The 23,606-nt window shown below is 69.0% G+C and carries 20 protein-coding genes; 4 read left to right on the top strand and 16 right to left on the bottom strand.

Annotation, left to right across the window (positions count from 1 at the left end; genetic code table 11):
• Nucleotides 1–7 precede the first annotated feature (7 nt).
• Genes LTH93_RS10830 through LTH93_RS10820 form a run of 3 tightly spaced genes read right to left on the bottom strand, consistent with a single transcriptional unit; the run spans nt 8 to nt 5,768 of the window.
• Entirely contained in the window at nt 8–1,384 is a 1,377-nt protein-coding gene (locus LTH93_RS10830; protein WP_241470958.1) for a hypothetical protein, read from the bottom strand.
• The gene (locus LTH93_RS10825) at nt 1,381–4,554 is read right to left on the bottom strand and encodes an AAA family ATPase (protein WP_241470957.1); all 3,174 of its coding nucleotides are present in this window, start codon (nt 4,552–4,554) and stop codon (nt 1,381–1,383) included. The genes LTH93_RS10830 and LTH93_RS10825 overlap by 4 nt, the downstream gene beginning before the upstream one ends.
• Nucleotides 4,551–5,768: an exonuclease SbcCD subunit D gene (locus LTH93_RS10820; protein ID WP_241464990.1), complete on the bottom strand. Its 1,218-nt coding sequence runs from the start codon at nt 5,766–5,768 to the stop codon at nt 4,551–4,553. Before LTH93_RS10820 ends, LTH93_RS10825 begins: the two co-directional genes overlap by 4 nt.
• Before the next feature lie 67 nt (nt 5,769–5,835).
• Here LTH93_RS10820 and LTH93_RS13515 point away from each other — a divergent pair, with 67 nt between their 5' ends.
• On the top strand, nt 5,836–6,690 hold the full coding sequence (locus LTH93_RS13515) for an ADP-ribosylglycohydrolase family protein (protein WP_241470956.1): 855 nt from the start codon (nt 5,836–5,838) through the stop codon (nt 6,688–6,690).
• On the opposite strand, the gene LTH93_RS10810 is transcribed toward LTH93_RS13515, so the two are convergent.
• Genes LTH93_RS10810 through clpS form a run of 7 tightly spaced genes read right to left on the bottom strand, consistent with a single transcriptional unit; the run spans nt 6,674 to nt 11,961 of the window.
• On the bottom strand, nt 6,674–7,786 hold the full coding sequence (locus tag LTH93_RS10810) for an exonuclease domain-containing protein (protein ID WP_241470955.1): 1,113 nt from the start codon (nt 7,784–7,786) through the stop codon (nt 6,674–6,676). The two genes, LTH93_RS13515 and LTH93_RS10810, sit on opposite strands and share 17 nt — an antisense overlap.
• On the bottom strand, nt 7,783–8,421 hold the full coding sequence (gene rdgB, locus LTH93_RS10805) for an RdgB/HAM1 family non-canonical purine NTP pyrophosphatase (protein WP_241464993.1): 639 nt from the start codon (nt 8,419–8,421) through the stop codon (nt 7,783–7,785). Before rdgB ends, LTH93_RS10810 begins: the two co-directional genes overlap by 4 nt.
• A complete protein-coding gene (gene rph / locus LTH93_RS10800) occupies nt 8,418–9,158 on the bottom strand; it encodes a ribonuclease PH (RefSeq protein ID WP_342357719.1) in 741 nt (246 codons plus the stop codon). Before rph ends, rdgB begins: the two co-directional genes overlap by 4 nt.
• A complete protein-coding gene (locus tag LTH93_RS10795; protein WP_241464994.1) occupies nt 9,155–9,988 on the bottom strand; it encodes an MBL fold metallo-hydrolase in 834 nt (277 codons plus the stop codon). Before LTH93_RS10795 ends, rph begins: the two co-directional genes overlap by 4 nt.
• 18 nt (nt 9,989–10,006) lie before the next feature.
• On the bottom strand, nt 10,007–10,909 hold the full coding sequence (gene murI, locus LTH93_RS10790) for a glutamate racemase (protein WP_241470954.1): 903 nt from the start codon (nt 10,907–10,909) through the stop codon (nt 10,007–10,009).
• Nucleotides 10,906–11,646, bottom strand: a complete 741-nt coding sequence (locus tag LTH93_RS10785) for a DUF2017 family protein (RefSeq protein WP_241470953.1) — start codon at nt 11,644–11,646, stop codon at nt 10,906–10,908. Before LTH93_RS10785 ends, murI begins: the two co-directional genes overlap by 4 nt.
• 3 nt (nt 11,647–11,649) lie before the next feature.
• Nucleotides 11,650–11,961, bottom strand: a complete 312-nt coding sequence (gene clpS / locus LTH93_RS10780) for an ATP-dependent Clp protease adapter ClpS (RefSeq protein ID WP_241464997.1) — start codon at nt 11,959–11,961, stop codon at nt 11,650–11,652.
• A gap of 152 nt (nt 11,962–12,113) precedes the next feature.
• Between clpS and LTH93_RS10775 the strand changes: the two genes are divergently transcribed.
• Both LTH93_RS10775 and LTH93_RS10770 read left to right on the top strand, forming a co-directional pair.
• Nucleotides 12,114–13,373 (top strand): nicotinate phosphoribosyltransferase, encoded by a 1,260-nt coding sequence (locus tag LTH93_RS10775; RefSeq protein WP_241471083.1) that lies wholly within the window; start codon nt 12,114–12,116, stop codon nt 13,371–13,373.
• A gap of 167 nt (nt 13,374–13,540) precedes the next feature.
• Entirely contained in the window at nt 13,541–14,185 is a 645-nt protein-coding gene (locus LTH93_RS10770; RefSeq protein WP_241464998.1) for an isochorismatase family protein, read from the top strand.
• 48 nt (nt 14,186–14,233) lie between these two features.
• Here LTH93_RS10770 and LTH93_RS10765 read toward each other — a convergent pair whose 3' ends face one another.
• The 6 genes from LTH93_RS10765 to LTH93_RS10740 all read right to left on the bottom strand — a co-directional run bounded on the left by LTH93_RS10765 (nt 14,234) and on the right by LTH93_RS10740 (nt 22,151).
• Nucleotides 14,234–16,021, bottom strand: coding sequence for a DEAD/DEAH box helicase (locus tag LTH93_RS10765; protein WP_241464999.1), 1,788 nt, complete (start codon nt 16,019–16,021; stop codon nt 14,234–14,236).
• Nucleotides 16,022–16,044: 23 nt separating this feature from the next.
• Nucleotides 16,045–16,377, bottom strand: a complete 333-nt coding sequence (locus LTH93_RS10760; RefSeq protein ID WP_241465106.1) for a DUF3039 domain-containing protein — start codon at nt 16,375–16,377, stop codon at nt 16,045–16,047.
• Nucleotides 16,378–16,564: 187 nt separating this feature from the next.
• Complete coding sequence (locus LTH93_RS10755) at nt 16,565–18,145, bottom strand: transporter (RefSeq protein ID WP_241470952.1); 1,581 nt, start codon at nt 18,143–18,145, stop codon at nt 16,565–16,567.
• Nucleotides 18,130–18,900: an ABC transporter ATP-binding protein gene (locus LTH93_RS10750; protein WP_241470951.1), complete on the bottom strand. Its 771-nt coding sequence runs from the start codon at nt 18,898–18,900 to the stop codon at nt 18,130–18,132. Before LTH93_RS10750 ends, LTH93_RS10755 begins: the two co-directional genes overlap by 16 nt.
• Before the next feature lie 89 nt (nt 18,901–18,989).
• Nucleotides 18,990–19,964 carry a co-chaperone YbbN gene (locus tag LTH93_RS13510; RefSeq protein WP_241465002.1) on the bottom strand — a complete coding sequence of 325 codons (975 nt, stop codon included), beginning with the start codon at nt 19,962–19,964 and terminating at the stop codon, nt 18,990–18,992.
• A gap of 66 nt (nt 19,965–20,030) precedes the next feature.
• A complete protein-coding gene (locus LTH93_RS10740; RefSeq protein ID WP_241470950.1) occupies nt 20,031–22,151 on the bottom strand; it encodes a hypothetical protein in 2,121 nt (706 codons plus the stop codon).
• Nucleotides 22,152–22,300: 149 nt separating this feature from the next.
• Between LTH93_RS10740 and LTH93_RS10735 the strand changes: the two genes are divergently transcribed.
• On the top strand, nt 22,301–23,593 hold the full coding sequence (locus tag LTH93_RS10735) for an AI-2E family transporter (RefSeq protein ID WP_241465004.1): 1,293 nt from the start codon (nt 22,301–22,303) through the stop codon (nt 23,591–23,593).
• Nucleotides 23,594–23,606 lie beyond the last annotated feature (13 nt).

Below are 23,606 nucleotides of genomic sequence, written 5' to 3'. Positions count from 1 at the left end.
TCAGCGTTCAGTCCGGGCGGCCTGCAGCCGCCGGGTGCTCGACGCGGGACCCGGGGCTGCCCCAGAGCTGTCCCGAGAAGACCACGACAGCGGCCACCACGCTTCCCGCAGTGACCACCGCGGCCGAGGCGCCGGTGCCGAGCTCATCGGCGGCGACCCCTGCCAGGGTGAGGCCGAGTGCGAGCCCCAGCAGCATTCCCCCGGCGACGGCGGTGAGTGCGGTCGGCACCCGATGAGCCGGCACGCCGATCGCCAGACCGGCATAGAGTCCGAGCACCAGCCGTCCCAGCACCGCTGACTGCAGCACGGCGATGATGCTGAGCAGCAGCAGCGACGTCAGCCCCTCGGGCAGCCACACGGCCAGCGGCAGCAGGAGCAGACTCAGCACGAACAGAGTCGTGGCATGCAGCCTCCGTCGCCTCAGCATCAGCGGTGCGGTGAAGCTCGAGCGCCTCCAGCGTGCGCAGACCACCCCCGCGGCGGCCATCAGTCCCAGCGTGACCGCGAAGAGACTGGGCCGGAACAGGGTCTGGGCGGCGTCCAGCACCGTGATCCAGAGTCCGCCCAGCACCAGTCCCATGGTGGCGACCAGGACGATCGCTGCGCTGATGCGCCGCGCCCAGTCGGTCGGGTGCGGCGGCCGCCGGATCTCCGGCGAGCCAAGCTCCGACTGCCCAAGCTCCGGCTCTCCCCGCTGCGCGGGCTGATCGGGAGCGAGTCCGCGCTGTTCCAGGAGCTGCTGCTGGGCGTGTTCTGCTCCTCCCAGGGGCAGTCGCGCAGTGTCTGGCGGGACCTCGGTGGGATGAGCGCGATCCACCGCGTAGAGCGGCACCGCGACCGCGGTGAGCACCGCTGAGCTGAGCAGGCCCACGGTGGGCCCGAAGCTGAAGCTCAGCAGAGCCAGCAGCAACGGCGCTGTGATCAGTGCAGCGTCATCGAGCCGGGCTTCCGCGCGCAGTCTCTGGCGCACCGAGAACCCTCCTGACCGGGTCGAGCTGACCGCCCGGCTGAAGGTGGCCGCCGCAGGGGTGCTCAGACCCGCGCCGAGCGTGAAGACCAGGAGCAGCGCATAGATCGTCGCATTGGAGGTGAGCGTGTCGCCCCGGGTGAGTCGTTCCACGCTGCTGACCATCAGGACCAGCATCAGCACATGCGCGATGGCGCTGCTGAGCAGGACGTTGCGCACACCGAAACGCTCGGCTCCTGCGATGGCCGCGGGGGCGGAGATCGAGATTCCGACGAGCGCTGCGGCGGTGAGGGTGGCGGTGGTGAACATCGATCCGGTGCTGGCCGCCGATGCCGCCATGACACCCACGGGCAGCATCGGGCCAGGCATTCGGGCCGCCAGTGCGACCGTCTTGTTCATCGTGGACCGGCGGCTCATGGGATGACCATCTCGGTGGTGGATCCGGTGCGGTGCCGGTGGATGCGCAGCTGGGTCGGGATGACTCGGTGCATCTCGGTCACGTGGCTGACCAGTCCCACCCGGCGGCCCTCACCCTGCAGCCGGTGCAGCGCGCTCATGACGTGTTCCAGCGTGTCCTCGTCCAGCGAGCCGAATCCTTCATCGATGAACAGGGACTCCATGCCGATCCCGCCCGACTCGGCCTGGACCACCTCGGCGAGCCCCAGCGCCATCGAGAGCGATGCCATGAAGGTCTCGCCGCCTGAGAGCGAGGAGGTGGGCCGCTCGACGTCGCTGTGGTCGTCGTAGACCTTCAGCTCCAGCCCGCGCAGTCCGCGCCCGCCCGCCTCGTCGCTGTGACGCAGCCGGTACCTGCCCTCGGACATCGTGGCCAGGTGACGGGTCGCCGCCTCCGCCACACGCTCGAGGCGGGCGGCCAGCACGTAGGTGGTCAGCGTCATCTTCAGCGAGTTCTCCGGTCCGGCACCATTGATGGTCGCAGCCAGCTCGCTTCGCATGCGCTGCGCACCCAGCGCCGCGTCACGATGCCGCAGCGCCGTCAGAAGCTTGGCGCTCATGTCCTCGACGGCCTCACGCTGCGCGTCGAAGCGGAGCAGAACCGCCGTGGCGTCCCGTGCGGCCTGCGCGGCGGATGCGCTGAGCTCGGCTGCGGCGTGCAGCTCCTCGGCTCCGGGCCGGATCTGACCTTCATCATGGCGACGCCTGCCGGCCTGGATGTCGTCCTGCGCGGACTCATAGTCGAGCTGTGTCTTGAGCTCATCCCAGGTCTGCACGGTCGAAAGGTGGCCGTCCAGAACATGCTCAGGCAGCTGCGCGGCCTGAAGCTCCGCTGCGTCGGCGAACTCTGAGCTCGCAAGCTGGGCGGCGGCCCCGGTCTGGGCCCGATCGCGGTGGGACTGCTGGACAGCGGCGGCCTCGATCCGCGCCTGCGCATCGCGCAGCCCCTGCAGCACTCGCTCGAGCGCCTCACGGCGCAGCTGCAGGGAGTCGTAGGGGCCCCGAAGCCCCTCCAGCGCCGATGCGAGTTCGCTCGCCTGTGTCCGCTGCTGCGTGAGCGTGGCCTGTGCCCGTTCAGCCCTGTGCCGTGCCTCGGCATGCCGGGCCTGGACGCGCTGTCGCTCGGCGACGTCGGCGTCCAGACGCTCGCGCAGCTCGCGCTGATCCGATCTGCGCTGTTCGGCGTGGATGAGAGATCCACGCGCCTGCGCCAGGTCGGCCTCGGTGCGCTCGATGTCGATCTCCGCATGTTCCGCAAGCTCAACGAGCACCGCGTCGTGCTGTTCGGTGACGCTTCGACGTTGGATCGCAGCTTCACGGAGCTCATCCCGGGCGTTCTGCAGCAGCTGCTGCGTCTGTTCCACCTCCTCCCGGGTGACGTCAGGATCCTCGTCCACCGCCGGATGGGGGTGATCGGTGGATCCACACACCAGACAGGGCATGCCGTCCTCGAGCTCGCCGGCGAGCTGCAGAGCCATGTTGCGCAGGTAGCTCTGAAGCCGCTGTTCGTGCTCACGCTTCATCTCAGCGTGGGCGCGTTCGCGCTCTTCCTGCTTGTCGCCCCAGCTCGCGCATCGGGCGGCGAGTGCATCCCGGGTGCGCTGGGCCTGCACGCGGGTCGCGAGCAGCTCAGCATCGGCGCGGGCCGCGTCTCTGGCGGCTTCGAGCTCTTCCGGATCCTCCAGCTGCTGCTGCAGCGCCTGCTGCGCGGCGCCCAGGCTCTCCTGCTGCACTGCCAGGTCCTCGGCCTCGGCCTGGGCCTGCTCGTGCTGCTGCTGGATCTCGGCCGCAGCCTGGAGCAGCTGGTCGAGCCGAGTCTCCAGCTCATCGGTGTCAGATCCTGAGAGCCGAGCGCGCAGCGCGATCAGCTCCTCGATGGCCGCACCGACCTCAGCGGGGGCGGGTTCCTGGTCCAGGGTGGTCAGCACACGGGGAGCGGCGACATCGGGCTGGCGTGCGGCGAACCCAGCCAAGGTCGACTCGGCCTCCTGGGTCACCTTCGAGGCGGCCGCAACGGCGGCCCGATGTTCCTGGGACGCGTCGGCGGCGGCGTCGAACCAGGTCTGGATCAGCTGCGCCGCCTCATGCCGACGCAGCTGCGCTCGAAGCGCCGTCACGTCCTCGCGCTGCTTCTCGTGCGCCGCGTGCCGTGCTGCATGGTCGGTGAAGCGGCGCAGGGTCTCCTCACGGACGCGCAGCTCCTCCTGCACGGCCGAGGCGTCTTGTGCCGCGGAGTCGGCAGCCTCGGCCCCCCGGCGCAGCTGGGCGAGCCGGGTCGTGATGGCCCGATCCACACGCTCGCTCAGCTCCACCTCGCTGAGCTCCGTGAGCTCCGCCTCCTGCAGGGCTGGCAGCGCCTCGGGCTCGTCGCGCTCTGCGGGACTGCCCCGTCCAGCGGCACCCGGCTCAGCGGCACTCAGCTCAGCAGGACCCGGCTCGGCATCGGCAGGCGCGGGGAGCATCGCCAGCGCGGCCTGGGTGAGGTTCTCGCGGTGCATCGCGATCCTGGTGTCGCTGTCTTTGAGCTGCTGCTCGGCCTCCCGGGCCATCTCCCGAAGGTGCTTCTCCAGCAGGGTGAACCGGTCGGTGTCGAAGAGCCGCTCGAGGAGGTCCTGCTTGTCCTTGCTGCTGGCGTGCAGGAAATGCGCGAAGGCGCCCTGAGGCAGCAGGATGACCTTGGTGAACTGGTGCAGGTCCAGTCCGAGCATCCGCTGCATCTCATCATTGGCCGCCTGGATGCCGGAGGTGTAGGGCACCCAGGCGCCGTCCTGGAAGAATTCGACGACGACGCGCTGCCCGACCTCACGCTGGCGGCTCGCGTCGCGCTTCTGCGGGCGGCCGTGATGCGGTGAGCGCCAGACCCGGCAGCGGCGCCCGCCCTGGGTGAACTCCAGCGTCACCGACGGCTCACTCTCGGCAGGCGCGTGGGTGCTCTTGAGCTGGGTCTTGTCGCGCTGTCCGGGGACGTCGCCATAGAGCGCGAAGGTCACCGCATCGAGGATCGAGGTCTTGCCCGCACCGGTGCGCCCACGCAGCAGGAACAGCCCGTCGGCGCCGAGCCGGTCGAAGTCGACCAGTTCCGTGCCGGCGAAGGGACCGAAGGCATGCAGGGTGAGCTGGTGAAGCTTCACGGCCGCACCGCCTGGACACTCTGCGTGATCAGCTGGGTCTCGTCAGCACTGGGTCCGCGTCCCCCGCGCACATGCTCCAGGAAGCCTTCGATGACTTCGGCGTCGGTGCGCGCCTGCTCCACCTTCGCCGAATAGGTCCGGTGCGGGGTGTCCTGACGTCCTGTGTGGGCGAACGAGGCCATATACGGGTACACCTCCTGGAGACGCTGGAAGGCGCGCGCCGGCCGGATCGGGTCGGTGAGCTTGACCTGGACATAGGCCTCCTGATGCTTCTCCACCGTCGATGGGCTCAGCAGCTCCTCGAGGGTCGATTCCAGCTGCGCCAGCGGCCGGCCGATCTGCCAGTCCAGCGGCTGAGCCGGCTCCCCCGAATGTGAGTCCCAGAGCCACGCCCCCTTGGCCTGGCGGGTCTCGGAGAACGACAGACGCAGCGGCGACCCGCTGTAGCGGACGGTCTCGGACAACCGCTGACGCCCATGCAGATGCCCCAGTGCCACGTAGTCGAAGCCCTCGAAGATCTCCAGCGGCACCACGGCCAGCCCGCCGATGCTGTCTTGATGGTGTGTGGGCTGGTCCCCCGCGGCGACGTCCACCCCGATATTGCGCTCCGAGTCCGAGGCCGCTCCAGCGGCGGCGAAGAGGTGTGCCATGAGCACCACCTTCAGCTCAGCGCTGGAATCCTGATCCCCGGCGTTCTGCGCGGCGGCCTCACGGCGCTGGCCCACGTCCTCCCAGATCCTTCCGATCACCTCCGCGGTGACGCCGGTGTGATGTCCGCGGTCCAGCCCGAGGCTCGGCGCAAAAAGCTGCGGCTCCAGGTAGGGAATGCCGTAGACCAGGGTGGTGCCCCCGCTGGGCTCCGGGACCACCACCGGGGTCCATGCGTCGCTCAGCGCACTGCGGATGTGAACGCCGGAGCCGCGCATCAGCCCGCGCCCGAATCCCAGGCGCTGGGCGGAATCGTGGTTGCCGGGCGTGATGATCACCTGGGTTCCGCCGTCGGTCAGGCGCTGCAGCGTCTCCTCCAGCGCGACGACCGCCCATTCGGGGGGAAGCGCACGGTCATAGACGTCTCCGGCGATCAGCACCACGTCCACCTGATGCTCGGTCACGGCGGCGCAGACCGTCTCGAGCATCTGCTCCTGCTCGTCGCGCAGGGAATGTCCGTGGAAGCCGCGACCGAGGTGCCAGTCCGAAGTGTGTAGCCAGCGCATGCCACCACGCTATCGGCTGGCACGGACATGGCCGGATCACCACCCCGCAGGAGACTATTCTGGTCAGGTGGAGACCGCCGAGATACTTATCAGCCGCTTGCGCCCGGTGCTGGCCGCCGGCGTCGAACCCTCGAGACCGGGTGGCCCTGGCGATGCCGGCGTCCTGGCGGGCAGCCGGGGCGCTGCTGGACCGATCGTTCTGCACGCCGAGGTGCTGCACCAGCTCTGCACCGCCGATGGCCTCATGGAGCTGCTGGACTGGAGCCGCCAGGGACTCGGCGCTGACCCGCTGGCCTGCATGTGGCTCGGCTCGCTGCGCTGGTACCGGCTGATCACCGGGTCCTACCCCGAGAACGCCCCGCAGCCTCCGGCGCGCCCGTTGGATCAGGCGCTTCAGCGGCTGATCCTCCAAGGCATGTTCACCGCGCAGGCCGGCTCCGCCGCGACGAGCCTGCGCGGACTCGCCCACGGTCAGATGGCCTATCCCAGCGCCCCGGCGCAGCCAGAGTCCACCGATGCCACGGCGCTGCTGCGCGCGGTGCCGGTGGGCCTGGTCCCCTATATCGACGCCTCGATGCGGCGCGCCTGGGCGCGCCAGACCATGGCGCTCACGCACGGACATCCGGAGCTGACGCGCAAGGCCGAAGACCTGGCGGACCTGGTGCACCTGCTCGCCAGCGGCGCGCCCTCGGACGTTCTGCCCGACGCCGCGGCCGCGCAGCAGCAGAAGATCACCGCAGGTCTCGACGACGACGTCGCCGCCATCCTGGACCGTCAGCTCCTCGCCGCGGCGGGAGCCGCGCCCGCAGCGGCAGCCTCGGGCCCAGGCAGCTCTGGCTCCACCCGCCAGGAGGGTCAGAGCGTCTATGCCGTCATCGACGAGCTCGCGCGGGACTGGGAAGAGGTCACCCGCGCGCGCTGAGCGGCCGAGAAGCCTCGACAGCAGGCTGAGCAGCCTCAGGGTCAGTCACGGCAGGAGAGCTCACCGGCCAGCGGGAGCCCAGCAGGGCGCGGAACTCCTCTTCGGCGATGAACCTCAGCGGCTGACCCTCGCGCTGTCGGCGCAGCGCCTCGCGCGCCTTGCTGCTGCGCAGCGGGAAGGACTCCTCAGGGGCGCTCAGCTCCCAGGGTTCGAATCCGTCCCCGACCACCAGCAGCGTGGTGCCCGCCGTGACCCGCGAAGCGGTGGCCGCGCCCAGGGCGGCGACCAGCTCCTTGGCCTCGGCACGCGGTATCGAGAGGTTCCCGGTGAAGGCCAGCTGCTGGGCGAACAGCGGATGGGCGGGATCAGCCACGGAGGACGGCGGGAGGTTCTTCCCCTCGTCCTGCCACCGCATCAGATCCGGCATATGCCGTGGCTGCGGGGCCGGCAGCCGGGCGTCGAAGAGGTGCGCCATGGTGCGCACCTGTCGGGTCGCCCGGGACTCCCGCGTCCGCGGGGCCTGCCAGGGCTCCATGGTGCGCGGGGCGATTCCGCTCTCCTGGAACAGCCGATCGGTGGCCCCGACGTTGCGCCGTGCGGCGATGTCGCAGACCACCGCCGCCGAGGCGCGCGCGTCGTCCAGCGCGTAGTGGTGCTGGGTGAGCTGGTAGCCGGCCTCTGCGGCCGCCTTGGGCAGCGCGTGCGAGGGGAGCTGGTAGTTCGCGCGGGAGAGTCGCACGGAGCACAGGCAGCTCAGACCCGGGGAATCGAGTCCGCTGACCTCCAGCGCGGCTTCGAAGACCTCGATGTCGAAGCCGGCGTTGTGGGCCACCAGCATGTCCTCACCGATGAATCCGTGGATGTCCTCGAAGAGCTCCCCGAAGCGTGGCGCCTGGGCCACCGCCTCCGCGGTGATCCCATGGATCGCGACATTGTGCGGATCGAAACGGTCGAAGCCCTCCGGCGGACGCATCGCGGAGTAGTAGGTGTCGACCTCCTCGCCGTCGCGGACCTTGACCAGCCCTATGGCGCAGGGCGAGCCGCGGAAGCCGTTGGCGGTCTCGAAGTCCACGGCCGTGAAGTTCAAGCCCCTCACTGCGTCAGCGCCTCCACGATGTGGCCGCGCAGCGCGGCGAAGGCGGTGCCTCGGTGGGAGATCGCGTTCTTCTCCGCCATGGAGAGCTCGGCGGCGCTGCGGGTCTCCCCCTCCGGCTGCAGGATCGGGTCATAGCCGAAGCCTCCCAGGCCCTGCGGCTCGCGCAGCAGCGTGCCCTCCAACCGTCCGGTGGTGGTGAACTCTCTCGTCGGTCTGCCCTGGGCGTCGGGGATCACCAAGGAGGCGACGCAGACGAACGCCGCGCCCCGATGAGCTGGGGCGATGTCGGCGAGCTGTTCCAGCAGCAGCATGAGATTCGCCTCGTCCGAGGCTCGGGCGCCGGCCCACCGGGCAGAGAAGATTCCGGGGGCGCCGCCGAGGACGTCCACGGCGAGTCCTGAATCATCGGCGACGGCGGGCAGTCCGGTCTCGGCGGCCACCGCGCGCGCCTTCAGCAGCGAGTTCTGCTCAAAGGTGAGGCCCGTCTCCGGGACCTCGGCGCAGCCGGCGGTCGCAGCGTCGATGACAGCGGTGTCCAGGTCGAGGTCATCCAGCTGCGGACTGGAGCCGAGCAGGGCGCGGAATTCGCGGAGCTTCCCCTGGTTCCGGGTGGCCAGGACGATCCTCGCGGTCACTGGGCCAGAGCCTCCCGCTGCAGCTGGGCCAGCCTGTCGGTCCCGCCCAGGGCGAGGTCGAGCAGGCTGTCCAGCTCTGTGCGGTTGAACGGTGATCCCTCGGCGGTGCCCTGGATCTCCACGAAGTCTCCGGAGCCGGTGACCACGACGTTCATATCGGTGCCTGCGGTGGAGTCTTCCGCGTAGGGCAGGTCGAGCACGGACTGGCCGTCGGGGAGCACGCCGACCGAGATCGCCGCGACGGAGTCCTTGAGCACCTCGGCGCGCTTGGACACGTGGCCCTGTTGGCGCGCCCATTCCACCGCGTCGGCCAGCGCCACGTAGGCCCCGGTGATCGCGGCGGTGCGGGTGCCGCCGTCGGCCTGGAGCACGTCGCAGTCCAGGGTGATCATGTTCTCCCCCAGGGCCTTGGTGTCCACGACCGCCCGCAGCGAGCGGCCGATGAGTCGGGAGATCTCATGGGTGCGCCCACCGATCTTTCCCTTCACGGATTCGCGTCCGGAGCGGGTGTTCGTGGCGCGGGGCAGCATCGCGTACTCGGCGGTGACCCACCCTTCGCCCTTCCCCTTGAGCCAGCGCGGCACATTGGACTCGAAGGAGGCGGTGCACAGCACCCGGGTGCCGCCGAACTCGATCAGCGCCGACCCTTCGGCGTGGGCGTTCCAGTTTCGGGTGATGATGACCGGGCGCAGCTCATCGGCTGCGCGTCCGTCGGTCCGCAGGGTGGTGATAGTCACTGCTCACTCTCTCCGTGGTGGTGGGGCGTGCTGGCACCGATCTCATAGGTGACACCGGCGACGGCGACCGCGAGGTCGCCTGCGTATTGTTCTCGTGCTTTGGCCAACAGGACCCGCTGGGAGGTCCAGACCGGGATATGGGTCAGCAGCAGCCGTCCCACCCCCGCCGATCGCGCCATGACTCCGGCGCGGTGGCCGTTCAGGTGCACTCCCTCGATGTGGTCGTCGCGGCCATCCTCGAAGGCGGCCTCGCAGAGGAACACGTCAGCGTCCTGGGCTGCTTCGACCAGTCCATCACAGGCGTCGGTGTCACCGGAGTAGGTCAGCGTATGCGCACGGGCATCGGCCGAGGCCTCGGCTGCTATGTCGATCCGCAGCGCGTAGGCCTCCTCGATCGGGTGGCGCACCGGCACCGGGGTGATCGTGAACGGTCCGATGGTCTCGGCCTGCCGGGGCCGCCAGGTCCTGAAGTCGAAGTCGGGATGCATCCCGGGATTGGGATCCATCCCGTAGGCGCTGGCGATCCGCTGGTCTGTGGTGGAGGGTCCGTAGACGGGCACATGCCTGCCCGGCCAGCCCCCGGGCCGCCAACGGATGGCCACGTGGAGCCCACACAGGTCCATGAAATGGTCCGGGTGTAGATGGGAGAGGCACACGGCGTCGATGTCCTCCAGCGCCAGGTGCTGCTGGAGCTTGCCCAGGGCTCCATTGCCCAGGTCCACGACGACGCGCCAGGTCCGGCCCTGATACTGGGCGGTCAGCAGGTAGCACGAGGCCGGAGACTCCGGGCCGGGGAAAGACCCGCTGCACCCGATGATGGTGAGTTTCATATGGTGCGTAGCTCCACTTCAGTCATCCTGCGCTCCGGTCAGCATAGCGGGAGTGATGCGTCGGATCATTCCGGTGGGATAGGTCTCTCGGACGTGGTCGACCTGCCGCACTGCGAGCACCTCGGGGCCCAGGAAGCGCCGGGCGAGCAGCGCGAACGCCTCCGCGTCCCCGGTGGAGAGAAAGGTGTGTTCCTTCGACGCGGCGGTCCCCGGTGCGTCGAGAGCCGGCGGGCGCTGGAGGTCCTGGCGGGTGAGCGCCCGGTAGAGATCCTTGGCGGTCTCCTCGGCGGAGGACACCAGTGTGACCTCCTCCCCCATCACGAAGGAGATCACGCCGGTGAGCAGCGGGTAGTGCGTGCAGCCGAGCACGAGCGTGTCGACGCCGGCGGCCTTCAGCGGCGCGAGATACTCCTGCGCCGCGTCGAGCAGCTCGTCCCCGGTGGTGACGCCGCGTTCGACGAACTCGACGAAGCGCGGAGCGGCCGCGGTGGTGATCTGCAGCGCCGGGGCGGCGGCAAAGGTGTCCTCGTAGGCCCGTGAGCTCACGGTGGCGGAGGTGCCGATGACCCCGATGCGTCCGTTGCGGGTGGCCGAGACGGCGCGTCGCACCGCGGGCTGGATCACCTCGATCACCGGGATCCCGTGACGATCCGTATAACGTTCGCGGGCATCGCGCAGCACCGCGGCTGAGGCTGAGTTGCACGCGATGACCAGGGCCTTGACCCCGGACTCGACGAGTGAGTCCATGACTCCCAGCGCATGGGCGCGGACCCGGGCGATGGGCAACGGTCCATAGGGGCCGTGCGCGGTGTCACCGAGGTAGGTGATCGACTCCCCCGGCAGCTGGTCCAGGACCGCGCGGGCCACGGTCAGCCCGCCGACCCCGGAATCAAAGATCCCCACCGGAGCGGAGGCGTTCATGGAGCAGATGTCCCGGCACCGCCGCTCGCGTCGGGGTCTGCCTCGTCGGCGTTCTCATCGTCGTCGGCGGTCCCACGCTCCGGCAGGAACTCGGTCATCGCGCTGAACAGGGTCTCCTGGAGCCAGGTGATGAAGGTGTAGATCTCGGCCATGAAGGCGTCGGTGTCCTTGGCGCTCGACCCGACCGCAAGGTCATGCACCCGCTCGGCGTCCTCGGCGCTGTGCAGCTGGAGCCGGCTGGCCAGGGTCAGCCGCAGATCGTTCAGCGCCCGGCCGAAGACCGGGGCGACGTCGTCGTCGATGCTGATCGGAGTGCTCTCGAGCAGCATCCGAGCGGTGCGCAGATCCGCGATCTTGGCCCCGCGCAGCGAGTTCTCACTGAGTCGACGGAAGTGGCCGGCCTCCTCCGGATCGGTGGAGGCATCGGGCAGGAGCCGTCGCAGCACGTCATCTTCGGGCGGTGCCAGCGGCTCCTCCCCGCCGAGACCCGCGAGCTCGGCCCGGAAGTGCGCGAAGGCGGGATCCTCGGCCGCGGATCCCGGCCCAGCCGGCGACCCAGACCCAGCCGGCGACGCGGACCCGTCCGGGGCTGCGGCCTCGTCCGTTGGATCAGCCTCGTCCTCGCGGCTCTCCAGAAGCTGGATCACATCGGCGCAGAGCGAGCTGAGCAGGCGGCGCTCATGCTGTTCGAGATCGGCGCGGTATCCCTTGGTGGTGGCGCGAAAAGCTGTCGCCACGGGTTACTCGGCCTCTTCCAGGGTCGCCTGCAGACCGTACTGGTGCATGGCCGTGACGTCCTGCTCGGCCTTCTCCCGCGGACCGTGGGAGACCACGGCGCGGCCCTCCTCGTGCACCTGCATCATCAGTTTCTCCGCGCGCGACTTGGAATGACCGAAGTAGCTGCGGAAGACCCAGCTGACATAGGTCATCAGGTTGACCGGGTCGTTCCAGACGACCACCTGGTAGGGGCGCGCCGCAGAGAGGAGCTGGGAGAACTCGGAATCGAGGCCAGTCTCCTCACGGCTGAGCGTGGATCCTTCGGCTGAACTCATGCTGAGTATTCTACGCTGGGACCGTGCCACCTGAATCTGCCTCCGCCCAGCCCGCCGCTGCCCGCGCCACCGCGGCCTCCGCCACGCCCGCCGTCCGCTCCAGACCGACGGCGCCCTCCACCGCGCTGCTCACCGATCAGTACGAGCTGACCATGGTCCAGGCCGCGCTGGCCTCCGGGGCCGCTGGGCGGCGCTGCGTCTTCGAGGTCTTCACCCGCCATCTTCCCGCGGGCCGACGCTACGGCGTGGTGGGCGGCACCGGGCGCATGCTCGAGGGCCTCGCCCAGTTCCGCTTCGGCAGTGCCGAGATCGACTGGCTGCGTGACCGCGGCATCGTCGACGAGACCACGCTGGAGTTCTTAGCGGACTACCGGTTCTCCGGTGATGTCCACGGCTACGCCGAGGGAGAGATCTTCATGCCGGACTCCCCGGTGCTGCGCGTGGAGGCGAGCTTCGCCGAGGCCTGCCTGCTGGAGACCTACGTGCTCTCGGTGCTCAACCACGACTCGGCCATCGCGTCGGCGGCCTCGCGGATGACGGTCGCCGCCGGGGACCGGCCGTGTGTGGAGATGGGATCGCGACGCACCCAGGAGTTCAGCGCCGTGGCCGCGGCCCGGGCGGCCGCGATCGCCGGCTTCACCGCCACCTCGAACCTCGAGGCCGGGCGCCGATGGGGCCTGCCCACCCTGGGCACTGCGGCCCACGCCTTCACGCTGCTCCACGATTCGGAGGAGGAGGCCTTCGAAGCCCAGGTGCGAGCCTTCGGACCGGGCACCACCTTATTGGTGGACACCTACGACGTACAGACAGCGGTGCGCCGCGCCGTGAGCATCGCCGGGCCGGAGCTGGGCGCGGTCCGGCTGGACTCCGGGGACCTGGTCGAGCAGGCCGGCGAGGTCCGGGCGCTGCTGGACTCGCTGGGAAACACCCGTACCAAGATCATCGTCTCCTCCGATCTGGACGAACATGCCATCGCGCGGCTGCAGTCGGCTCCGGTGGACTCCTACGGGGTGGGCACGAAGCTGGTCACCGGCGGCGGCTCCCCCACGGCCGCGATGGTCTACAAGCTGGTGCAGCGCACCGACGACGACGGCGAGCCCGTCTCCGTGGCGAAGAACGCCCCCGGCAAGTCGAGCCTGGGCGGGGTCAAGCAGGCGGTGCGCAGCTTCGATGAGTCCGGCCGTGCCGACGCGGAGCTGATCGGGGTCGGCGCCGCGCCGCAGACCCATGGCCAGCGCACCCGCGAGCTGATGGTGCCGCTGGTCCGCGCCGGCGAGGTCGCACCCGAACATGTCGGGCAGGCCGGCGTGGCCGATGCGCGTCGGCGTCACGCGGCATCGCTCGCCGAACTCCCGCCCGCAGCGCAGCGGCTGCAGCATGGGGACCCGGTCCTGCCCACGATCTTCAGCTGATCGCCGGCAGGTCAGCAGCGTCGCCGGAGCCGCCGCCGACCGCGCACTGGTCTTCAAGGAGTTCGACCTCGCCGAGGCCGGGTAGAACCAGTAACGTGGTGGGTGTGCTGCTGTGAGTACCTCGCGTCGCACACCCATACCCGGAGCTTTCCGACCAGGAGGACGTAGTGGCCCAGGCGCTGATCATTGTCGATGTGCAGCAGGACTTCTGTGAGGGCGGGACGCTTGCGGTCGCGGGCGGCGCGCAGGTCGCCAGCGAGATCAGCGAATTTCTGGAGGACAGCTACGCCGAGTTCGACGCGATCCTCACGACGCAGGACTGGCACATCGATCCCGGACCTCACTTCTCCGACACCCCGGACTTCAAGGTGAGCTGGCCCGAGCACTGCGTGGCTGGCACCCCCGGTGCCGAGCTTCATCCGAATCTCGACACCGAACACGTCGATGCGCGCTTCCTCAAGGGCCTCTACTCCGACGGCTACTCAGGATTCGAGGGCCTGGAGGGTGATCCCGAGAAGGTGGGCAGCCTGGAGGGCGAGAACGGCTCCAAGGTCGGTCCCGCAGCTGCCATCACCGAGGGTTCAGCAGATCTCCACGCCTGGCTCCGCGCCCAGGACATCGACGCGGTGACCATCGTCGGCATCGCCACCGATCACTGCGTGCGGGCCACCGTGCTCGACGCGGTGGAGAACGACTTCCAGGTCCGCATCATCCGGGAGCTCACCGTGGGCGTCAGCGACGACTCGGTCGAACAGGCCTATGCCGAGTTCGACGCCGCCGAGGTCGAGGTCGTCAGCCTCGAGGACCTCTGAGAAGGAAACTCTGGCCAGGGGCAGCCGAGTCACAGGCCTCTCGCTCGGCTACTTCCGCCCGACGAACCACATCTGGATCTTCTTGAGCCGCTCTTCGAGCTGAACCTGTGTGGCCTGGCCCACCGCGGGTCCCCCGCAGGCGTCGCGGAGCTTGGTGTGGATGCTGCCCTGATGCATGCCGGTCTTCGCCGCATAGGCCGAGACCGACTTGTTCAGCGTGGCGCGCAGCGTCTTGAGCTGCCGGTGGTCCACCACCGGCTCCGCCGACGCCGCGGCGGCGGGTTTGCGGCGCAGCTGGTCCGCCTGGTGCTGGCGCAGCAGCGTGGAGACCTGCTCGGGCTCCAGCAGACCGGGGATCCCTAAGAAGTCCAGCTCCTCCTCGGAGCCCATGGCGCCACCGAGGCCGAACTCGGCGCCGTCGAAGAGGACCTTGTCGAAGGAGGCGTTGGAATGCAGCGCGGCGAACTCGCCGCGCTCGAGCTGATCCGAGCCACGCTCCTCCTTGTTGGCGGCATCGAGCAGCTCATCGTCGAGGCCCTCCTCGGAGTCCTGCGCCGCGGCGCGCGGGACGTCCAGCGCGTGGTCGCGCTCCTGCTCCATCTCATTGGCCAGGGTGGTCAGCACCGGCACCGAAGGCAGGAAGACCGACGCCACCTCCGCCTTCTTGCGCAGCCGCACGAAGCGCCCGACCGCCTGGGCGAAGAACAGCGGGGTCGAGGTGGAGGTGGCATAGACGCCCACGCAGAGCCGCGGCACGTCAACACCTTCGGAGACCATCCGCACGGCGACCATCCACAGCTTGGAGGGGTCATCGGAGAACTTCTCGATCTGGTTCGAGGCGCCCTTGTCATCGGAGAGGACCACGGTGGTCTTCTGCCCGGTCAGCTCGTCGAGCTGGGCGGCGTAGGCGCGGGCGGTCTCATGGTCGGTCGCGATGACCAGTCCGCCGGCGTCGTCGATCTTGTCTCGGACCTTCAGCAGCCGCTGATGCGCGGCCTTGAGCACCGAAGGGATCCACTCCCCTTCCGGGTTCAGCGCGGTGCGCCAGGCATGGTTGGTGATGTCTTTGGTGGCGGCGGCCCCGAGCTGGGCCTCCATCTCTTCCCCGGCGGAGGTCCGCCAGCGCATGTTCCCGGAGTAGGCCATGAAGACGACGGGACGCACCACCCGGTCCTTCAGCGCCGGGCCGTAGTTATAGGCGTAGTCCGCCTTGGATCGGCGCACCCCGGCGCCGTCCTCCACGTACTCCACGAAGGGGATCGGTGAGGTGTCGGAGCGGAACGGGGTGCCGGTGAGCGCCAGCCGCCGCACGGCGGGATCGAAGGCCTCCCGCACGCCGTCGCCCCAGGAGAGCGCGTCACCGGCATGGTGGATCTCGTCGAAGATGACCAGGGTGCGACCGGCCTCGGTCTTGTTCCGGTGCAGCGCGGGCTTGTTCGCCACCTGCGAGTAGGTCACGACGACGCCGATGTACTGGCGGCCGTGGCGGCCGTCGGAGTTCTTGAAGTTCGGATCCAGGGCCAGACCCACGCGCCCGGCGGCATCGGCCCACTGCCGCTTCAGGTGCTCGGTGGGCGCGACCACGTAGATCCGGTTCACCTCACCGGATTCCACCAGCAGCTTCGCCACTCGCAGCGCGAAGGTGGTCTTGCCCGCACCGGGGGTCGCGACGGCGAGGAAGTCCTTGGGCCGCTTCTGGATGTAGAGGTCGAGGGCCTCCTGCTGCCATTGGCGCAGGGTTCCCGCGGTGCCGTGGGCGGCCCGGTGCGGATAGACCGGGGGTAGTGATCTGCCGACATCGGTGCCGACGTCGAAAAGCGTCTCAGACTGCTCCACTGTGTGCTTGGCTCAGCGCAGGTTCAGCTGCGGCCGAAGCCGAAGAAGCCGCGCTTGCCGCCGGAGTCCCCGCCGGACTCGCCGTCCCCGTCTCCGCCGCCCATCATCTCTTCGTAGATCTCTTTGCACTCCGGGCACACGGGGAACTTCTTGGGATCCCGCGACGGGATCCAGACCTTGCCGCAGAGCGCCACCACGGCGCCGCCCTCGAGGGCGGACTCCATGATGCGGTTCTTGTTCACGTAATGGGCGAAGCGCTCGTGATCACCGGGCTCGGAGAGCTGCTCCTGGTGCTCGCGCTCGATGGTGGCGGCTCCACCGGGTGCCGGCGCGGCGGCCGGATCAGCGGTGTGCATGCCAAACCGGGCGGGGGCGGGCTGGAGTCCGTTGTCATTGACCATCATGGGTCCTAGTCTAGCGAGCCTGCGAGAGCAGATCATCCCCGCGCGACGCGGTGTCGGCCCATCTGCTTCGCCTCCGCCGCCGCTGCTCCGAGCTCGCTGCAGCACCGGACCCGCCGCTCTGGGCCCGATCCGCGGCGCCTCAGTATTGGCTGACCTGCTGAAAGAGCTCCGGCTGACTGCGATCATAGACCCGCGCCCCGAGATGCACGCCGATCCAGACCAGCGCCAGACCCTTGAGCACCGATCCGATCCCGAGCACCCAGGCCAGCCATTGAGCGTCGCTGACCATCCAGATGATGACCAGGATCACCTCCGGCAGCATCAGCACCAGGGTCGCGATGAGCATGCCCAGCTGGACGATCATCAACCGGCCGGTGGAGCCCGAGGGCTGACTCAGCGGACCGTCCCCGGGCTTGGGGACGGGATAGGTGAAGCGGGCCGAGATCAGACAGGAGAGTCCGGCGGCGCTGAGCAGCATGCCGACACTCGCACCCACCAGCGCGGCTGCGGTGCCCGGTTCGGCGAACATCACCGCCGGGATCAGCGCCGCGAGCACCGTGGCCGGCAGGCCGAAGGCCAGCAGCCCGACCAGGCGTCCCACCCGGTCCGCGATGCCGGAGACGCCGCTGGTGATGTGCAGCGCGAAGGCGGAGTGGTCGTAGGAGATGTCCGCGGAGATCGCGAAGCCCAGGCTGAAGCCGAAGATCGGTCCCAGTGCGAGCAGCACCCAGGGCGCCTCGAGCTGGAAGTACATGACCACCGCGAGTACCACCAGTGCCGGCAGGACGACCAGGGTCCCGCCGTAGCGGGCGTCCTTGAGCCAATAGGTGCTGGCCCTCGCGGCCACCGCACCCCAGGGCGTGGCGGGGAAGCGTGCGAAGATCCCGAGTCCCTTCGCACTCCTGGACCCGGAGGAGCTCGGCACGGTGGGCTGTTCGGTGATCTTCACCAGGGCGGCTCGGATGACCACGAGGGCGACGGCCACCGTCGCTGCCAGGATCCCCAGCCGCAGCGTGAATGAGCCCCAGTGACCGGCCGCCGCGTCGGCAGGCAGAGCGGCCCCGGCGCCCAGCGGAGTCAGTGCGAGGAAGTTCACCACGGCGGGCAGCGCGGCGGCCAGCGACGCGAAGGCGCTCTGCAGCCCGACCATGATCGGGTAGAGCAGCACCATCAGGCTCAGCGCCAGCACGGCGAGGAAGTCCCGGGACCGGCGCCCGCTGAGCCAGGCGCTGATCGAGGTGGTCACTGCCTGGGAGACCAGGCTGTAGGTGATCAGCAGCAGCGGCAGCGTGATCGCCGCCGTCACGGCGGCCGCGGCGTCCCAGCGCCAGTGCAGCACCTGCCCGATCAGCCAGATCAGGGTGAGCACCGCTCCGATCGAGATCAGCCCGGTCAGCACCAGCCCCAGGATCAGTCCCCGCCGGGGGATGCCGTAGGTGACGAACTGACGCGGGTTCATCGCGGCGTCGGCCCCTGAGATGAACACCGGGATGATCAGCCAGAGCAGGAAGACCGCCGAGCCCATCAGCACGCTGGCGGTGTGGACGAACTCCGGGTCGGCGACGTCGGCGCTGCCCTCCATCACCTGGAGCGCGAAGACCATCCCCACCATGCCCAGGCCGTAGAGCCCGGCGAAGACCGTGCCCAGGATGTGCCAGCCTGATCGGTTGAACCCGTTGAAGGTCAGATCCTTCTTGAGGCGTATCAGAGCTGCAACCATTCGAGCTCCTGATCTCCGCCTTCGAGTCCGACCAGCTCCACGAAGCGCGCCTCGAGGTCCGAACCATTGCGGACCTCCTCCAGGGTTCCCGAGGCCAGCAGCCGCCCCTCGGCGATGATCCCGACGTGGGAACACATCCGTTGGACGAGATCCATGACGTGGCTCGAGAGGATCACCGTGCCCCCGGAGGCGACGTAGGACTCCAGCAGGCCGCGGATCGTGCGCGCGGAGACCGGGTCCACGGCCTCGAAGGGCTCATCGAGCACCAGAAGCTCCGGTGCATGGACCATCGCCGAGGCCAGTGCGATCTTCTTGGTCATCCCGGCGGAGTAGTCCTGGACGAGTCTGCCCCGGGCATCTTCAAGACCGAGCACCCGCAGCAGGTCAGCGGTGCGAGATTCGACGGTGTCACGGTCCATCCCGCGAAGCAGCCCGGCGTAGGTCACCAGCTGCGCACCGGTGAGCTTGTCGAAGAGCATGACGCCGTCCGCGAGCACTCCCATGGAGCCTTTGGCCTCCTGGGGCTGCGCCCAGACGTCGATGCCCACGACTTCTGCGCTGCCGGCATCGGGTCGCATCAGGCCCGTCGCCATGGACAGGGTGGTGGTCTTTCCCGCACCGTTGGGGCCGACGAACCCGTAGAAGGATCCGCGCGGCACGTCCAGGTGCAGATCCTCCACCGCGGGGGTCTGTCCGAATCTCTTGTTCAGGCCGCGCAGTCTCAGTGCGGGCGTGCTGACGCTGACTGAATGCATGCACCGAGACTACCGAGCCCAGCTCAGCGGCGCCTCCGCCCTGAGAAGGACATCTCCTGACTCTTCGAGCGGGGTCGAGACGAGGCCTTCTAGAAGAGGGCGCGGGCGAGCTGCCTGCGCGAGGCGGAGACGCGGGGATCGGTGTCACCGGTGATGGAGTAGAGCTCGACCAGGTGAGCCCGTGCCGTCTCTCGATCATCACCGAAATGGGTCTGGATGAAGCGCACCAGGCGCGAGAAGCCATCTTCCACGTGACCGCCCAGCACGTCGAGGTCGGCGACGGCGATCTGTGCGGTGACATCGTCGGGGTTCGCGGCCGCGGCCTCACGGGCTGCGGCGAGATCGGCTCCGGTGGTCCGCTGCAGCAGCTTCACCTGGGCCAGGCCGATCTTGGCGTCCTCATCGTCGGGCTTCTCCTTGATGGCCTGCTCGTAGGCCTTCGCCGCAGCGGCGTAGTCGCTGTTCTCCAGAGCATCGAGCGCCTCCTGATGCAGCGGCGGCAGCTCCGGCTCCGCCGGGGGCTCCTGGCCCTCCACGACTCGGGTGGACTGCGCGGGAAGCTTCTGTGTCATGCCATTCTGGGTGGCCATCTGCACCATCTGCGTCACCAGCTGGGAAAGCTGCTCGGTAGGCACCGAGGCGTCGAACTCCCCGACCGGACGGCCGCCGATGAAGGCGGTGGCCACCGGGACCTGATCGGCGCTCTGGGCCAGCTCCGGGTGCGCGGAGGAGTCGATCTCGGCGAGCAGCAGGCGACCCTGCTGGGCGTCGACGAGGTCCTCCAGGGTGGACTTCATAGTCGCCGAGGCCGCGTCGGTGCCGTGGATGAGCACGATCACCGGAGCCTGCGAGGAGAGCTCCACCACCTGCTGCAGCTGCTGCGGCTGCACCTGGATGGCCCAGCTGTTGGGCGCTCCCGGTGCAGCCTGAGCGGCTGGGGCCTGACCCGCCGGGGCGGCGGGCGCGGACGCCCCGGGCGCACCGTCGGAGGCGAATCCGGAGAGATCCACTGCCCCCCTGGCGTCGACCCGTCGGGACTGGGGTTCCTGGGCGGAATCGGTCACAGAAGCGCTCCTTGCACGTCGGGGTCCATCATGGTGGTCCTGCAGATCGATCTCCGGCTGCGGAGATCAGTCGAGTACGTTGACCTCATTCACAATATCGTGGACTCCGAGCACGACGACCCGCTCGCCGTCCTCGGCCGGGATGTGCAGGATCATCGATTCACGATTGACGATGTCGACGTCGTCCGTGGTGGAATCGGTGCCCGCCAGATCCGCGGTCACGCCGGTGAGGTTGATCGAGGCGCCGTCCTCGGGTCGCAGCTGCGTGGTGGAGTCGAAGCTGCCCACTGCGATCACCGAACCATCAGGCAGACGCATCGCGGTGCTGCCCTCGCCGATGAACGGCCGGGTGTAGGAGATGCTCAGGTCCTCGGCGCTCTCGCTGAGCTCTTCCTGGTACGCCTGGAGGTCCTCGATGTAGGCGTTCTCCTCCACACTCATCCCGAAGTAGTACTCGCTGTTGTTCAGGAAGACGGCGACGCGCTCCATGGCGTGGTTGGCGGCGAACCGAGCTTCCTCGGCGTCGGGATCCACAGGCTCCACACCGCCGTCCTCGGCCGCGATGGCCGGGAACTCCGTGCCGGGGACCATCAGCACCGCCTGAATGAGCTCATAGTTCTCCCGAGGTGAAGCCTGCTCGATGACCAGCACCTGCGGGATCTCGGCCTCGGCGTCCTGGGTGATGACCACCGCTTGACGCGGGAAGTCGGTGCCGGAGGTCACCGCGGCGCTGAGGATCTCGGTGCCGATGGCGTCCGCGGTGACATCCTCGTCCATCTCGTGGTTCCGGTAGGTCAGTTCACGGACCTGCGCCGCATTTCCCGAAACTCGTGGCGAGAGCATCTCGGCATCGAACTCGGCGTCGGCCGCCGCGGTCTGCTCCGCGATGTCATCGACGATCCCCTGCAGCTGGGATTGGAGCAGCACCGAATATCCGGCGCCCTCGCCATCTTCTGCCTCAACCTCTTCTGCTTCGACCTCCTCGGTCTGCGCCGACTCGTCCTCGGCGGGGTCTTGAGCGGGATTCTCCGCATCGGCCATGAGCGCAGCAGGGCTCAGCGCCAGCGCAAAGGCCGCGGCAGTGGCCACCGAGCGGCTGCGCCAGGTGCGGCCTTCCTCGGTATCGTCCTCGGTGTCATCCTCGGTCGCTTCGGGAGCGGTCGGCTCCGGTCCCACCGGGTCGATGATGCCGGTGGCATCGGGATCCACCGGATCGGCTCCTCCGGCTGAGTCGGTGCGGGCAGTTTCGGTGCCGGCTGCGGCGGAGTCTTCGTCCTTGAGCGCCTCCGGGTCGTAGGTGCTCTCGGTGGTGGAGACCGAACCGAGGACCCCGGTCAGCTCTTCTTCGGAGGGATCGACGTGCTGGGGAGCCTCAGGGTGAGGGCTTTCGTGGGGCCCTTCGGTCTGGTTCATCTCATCCTCGACTGTGGTGGTATCCGTGGCGCCAGCACCGGTTGCGGCAGCGGCACCGGTCGCGGCGGTGGCACCGGTTGCGGCGGTGGCACCGGTCGCAGCGCCCGCGGCGGGACCACCGACCCGGGTGGTCCCGGGGTCGGTCTCGGGGCTGCGGTCGCGGCGACGGGTGGCGAGTGCGCGGTAGAGCAGGAAGATGCCCACCAGGATGACCAGCGCGCCGAGCACGATCAGCACCGTGCCGAGCAGGCTCTCTTCCTCTTCGGGAAGCTCCACTGTGACGGCGCTGGGAGCGGGCTCCTCGCCGTCGCGGAAGATCAGCAGGCTCCACTCGCCGCTGTCATCGGGTGCGCTCCAGCGGTAGCGAAGATCACCCTCGGTGGTCTCGCTGGCGGCCCAGAGGTCAGAGCCGCTCGGATCCGGCACCGTGGTCTCACCCTCGGTGAACTGCGTCTCGATGGTGGACGGGGCATCATCCTCGCCCTCCTGCACCGCTCCGATGGTGACGTGCGCGGCGTCGCCGACCCAGGCCTCGATGTCCTGGGTGCGCGCCAGTGCGATGGTGTACTCACCCTCAGCGCTGATGGTGAACTCGTCGCGCTCCGCCTGAGGGTCGATCAGGTCTTCACTGATCACGGTCAGCGGGGCATCCTCCACCTCCTCGGTCTGCGCGGTGGGAACCTCGTCGGAGGCCCAGACGGTGAGCAGCCCCACTCCGATGCCCGCCATAAGCAGACCCAGGATGAAAGCGATGATGGAAGCGGGGAGACGCACGGGTGAGGAGTCCTTGATCGGAGGAGGAGGCGGTGGTTCAACCTCTTAGAATACCGAACATAACAATAGGATCACAGTCTGGGCGCCCGCTGGACGGATTTCCGCCAGACCATGGTGTCCCATGGACGGCGCGTGGCTAAGCTGACCCCGTGACAGAGTCCGAGCATGATCCTCAGGAGCTGGGCCCCGACGGGCAGTCCGGCAGCGGCGAACAGGACCGCTCAGCCGCTCCCCGTCGACGCCTGTTCGGCCGTGGACCCTCGAGACGTCGTCCGCGCGGCCTGCAGTACCGCATGCGCATGATTCGGTCAGCCCGTGCTCTCAAACCACCGGCGGCGCTTCCCGAGTTCGACCGATATGGCCTGCCCCCGGTCTCGGCGGAGTCCACGCAGAACGCCGCCGCCCCCTACGCGTCGCGCCCGATCTACACCGGATTCATGCTCGCCCTGGGCGTCGGCCTCGCGCTGTTGGTCTTCTTCGTGGCCCAGGCCAACACGCAGCTGCTGTTGTGGATCACCGCCGCGCTGTTCATCGCCATCGGCCTCGATCCGGTGGTGCGCAGCCTGGAACGGGCAGGCCTGCCGCGGCCCGCGGGGGTGGCTGTCACGATCACGGCATTCCTCGCCGTCGTGGCGACATTCATCGCGGCCCTCGCCCCGATGGTGACGGAGCAGACGTCCACCTTCGTGCGCTCGCTGCCGGTGCTGGTCAACAACATCTCCGGCTCTGAGTGGTTCCGGAGCGTCGAAGATGAGTTCCAGGTGCAACAGATCATCGACACCGAGGTCAACCGGTTCATCTCCGACCCCACGAACATCACCAATGCCCTCGGCGGGCTCTTCGGAGTCGGGACGGCGATCCTGACCACCGGACTCGGCACGCTGGTGGTGTTCGTGCTGGCGATCTATTTCCTGGCCTCACTGCCGGTGATGACCGCATGGGCCTACCGTCTCGCACCGCGCTCGAACCGCGGCCGGGTCCAGCACCTCGGGGATCGGATCCTGGACGGGGTCGGCCACTACGTGATCGGTCAGGCCGGTGTCGCGGTGCTCAACGGGCTTGTCGCATTCCTCGCGATCAGCATCGCCGGCGTGCCCTTCGGCGTGCTCTTCGCAGTGGTGGCCGGAGTGCTGGCCTTCATCCCCCTGGTGGGGCCGGTCACCGGCGGCACGATCGTGACCCTGGTCGCCCTGACGGTGGACTGGCAGACCGCCGCAACCTTCGCCGCCATCTACTTCGTGTACCTGCAGGTCGAGGCGTACTTCGTCTCGCCGCGCATCATGGCCCGCGCGGTGCGGATCCCCGCCGCCGTCGTCGTGATCTCGGTCATCGCCGGCGGCACGCTGCTCGGGGTGCTCGGGGCTCTCATGGCGATCCCGACCGCCGCCGCGGTGATGCTGCTGACCCGCGAGGTCCTGATCCGCCGCCAGGACGCCCGCTAGCCCGGAACCCAGT

This window comes from Nesterenkonia sp. DZ6 (assembly GCF_022565835.1).
Classification (GTDB): Bacteria; Actinomycetota; Actinomycetes; order Actinomycetales; family Micrococcaceae; genus Nesterenkonia.
The sequence above is the reverse complement of the archived record's forward strand: the minus strand, read 5'-3'. Positions and strand labels throughout refer to the sequence as shown.

What these genes read in the sequence shown, in the direction of transcription:
- LTH93_RS10755 (WP_241470952.1), bottom strand. Translation starts at nt 18,145, where the DNA reads ATGGTTGCAGCTCTGATACGCCTCAAGAAGGATCTGACCTTCAACGGG.
- LTH93_RS10750 (WP_241470951.1), bottom strand. Translation starts at nt 18,900, where the DNA reads ATGCATTCAGTCAGCGTCAGCACGCCCGCACTGAGACTGCGCGGCCTG.
- murI (WP_241470954.1), bottom strand. Translation starts at nt 10,909, where the DNA reads ATGAACGCCTCCGCTCCGGTGGGGATCTTTGATTCCGGGGTCGGCGGG.
- LTH93_RS10795 (WP_241464994.1), bottom strand. Translation starts at nt 9,988, where the DNA reads ATGAAACTCACCATCATCGGGTGCAGCGGGTCTTTCCCCGGCCCGGAG.
- LTH93_RS10820 (WP_241464990.1), bottom strand. Translation starts at nt 5,768, where the DNA reads ATGCGCTGGCTACACACTTCGGACTGGCACCTCGGTCGCGGCTTCCAC.
- LTH93_RS10830 (WP_241470958.1), bottom strand. Translation starts at nt 1,384, where the DNA reads ATGAGCCGCCGGTCCACGATGAACAAGACGGTCGCACTGGCGGCCCGA.
- LTH93_RS10775 (WP_241471083.1), top strand. Translation starts at nt 12,114, where the DNA reads ATGGTCCAGGCCGCGCTGGCCTCCGGGGCCGCTGGGCGGCGCTGCGTC.
- LTH93_RS10760 (WP_241465106.1), bottom strand. Translation starts at nt 16,377, where the DNA reads ATGCACACCGCTGATCCGGCCGCCGCGCCGGCACCCGGTGGAGCCGCC.
- clpS (WP_241464997.1), bottom strand. Translation starts at nt 11,961, where the DNA reads ATGAGTTCAGCCGAAGGATCCACGCTCAGCCGTGAGGAGACTGGCCTC.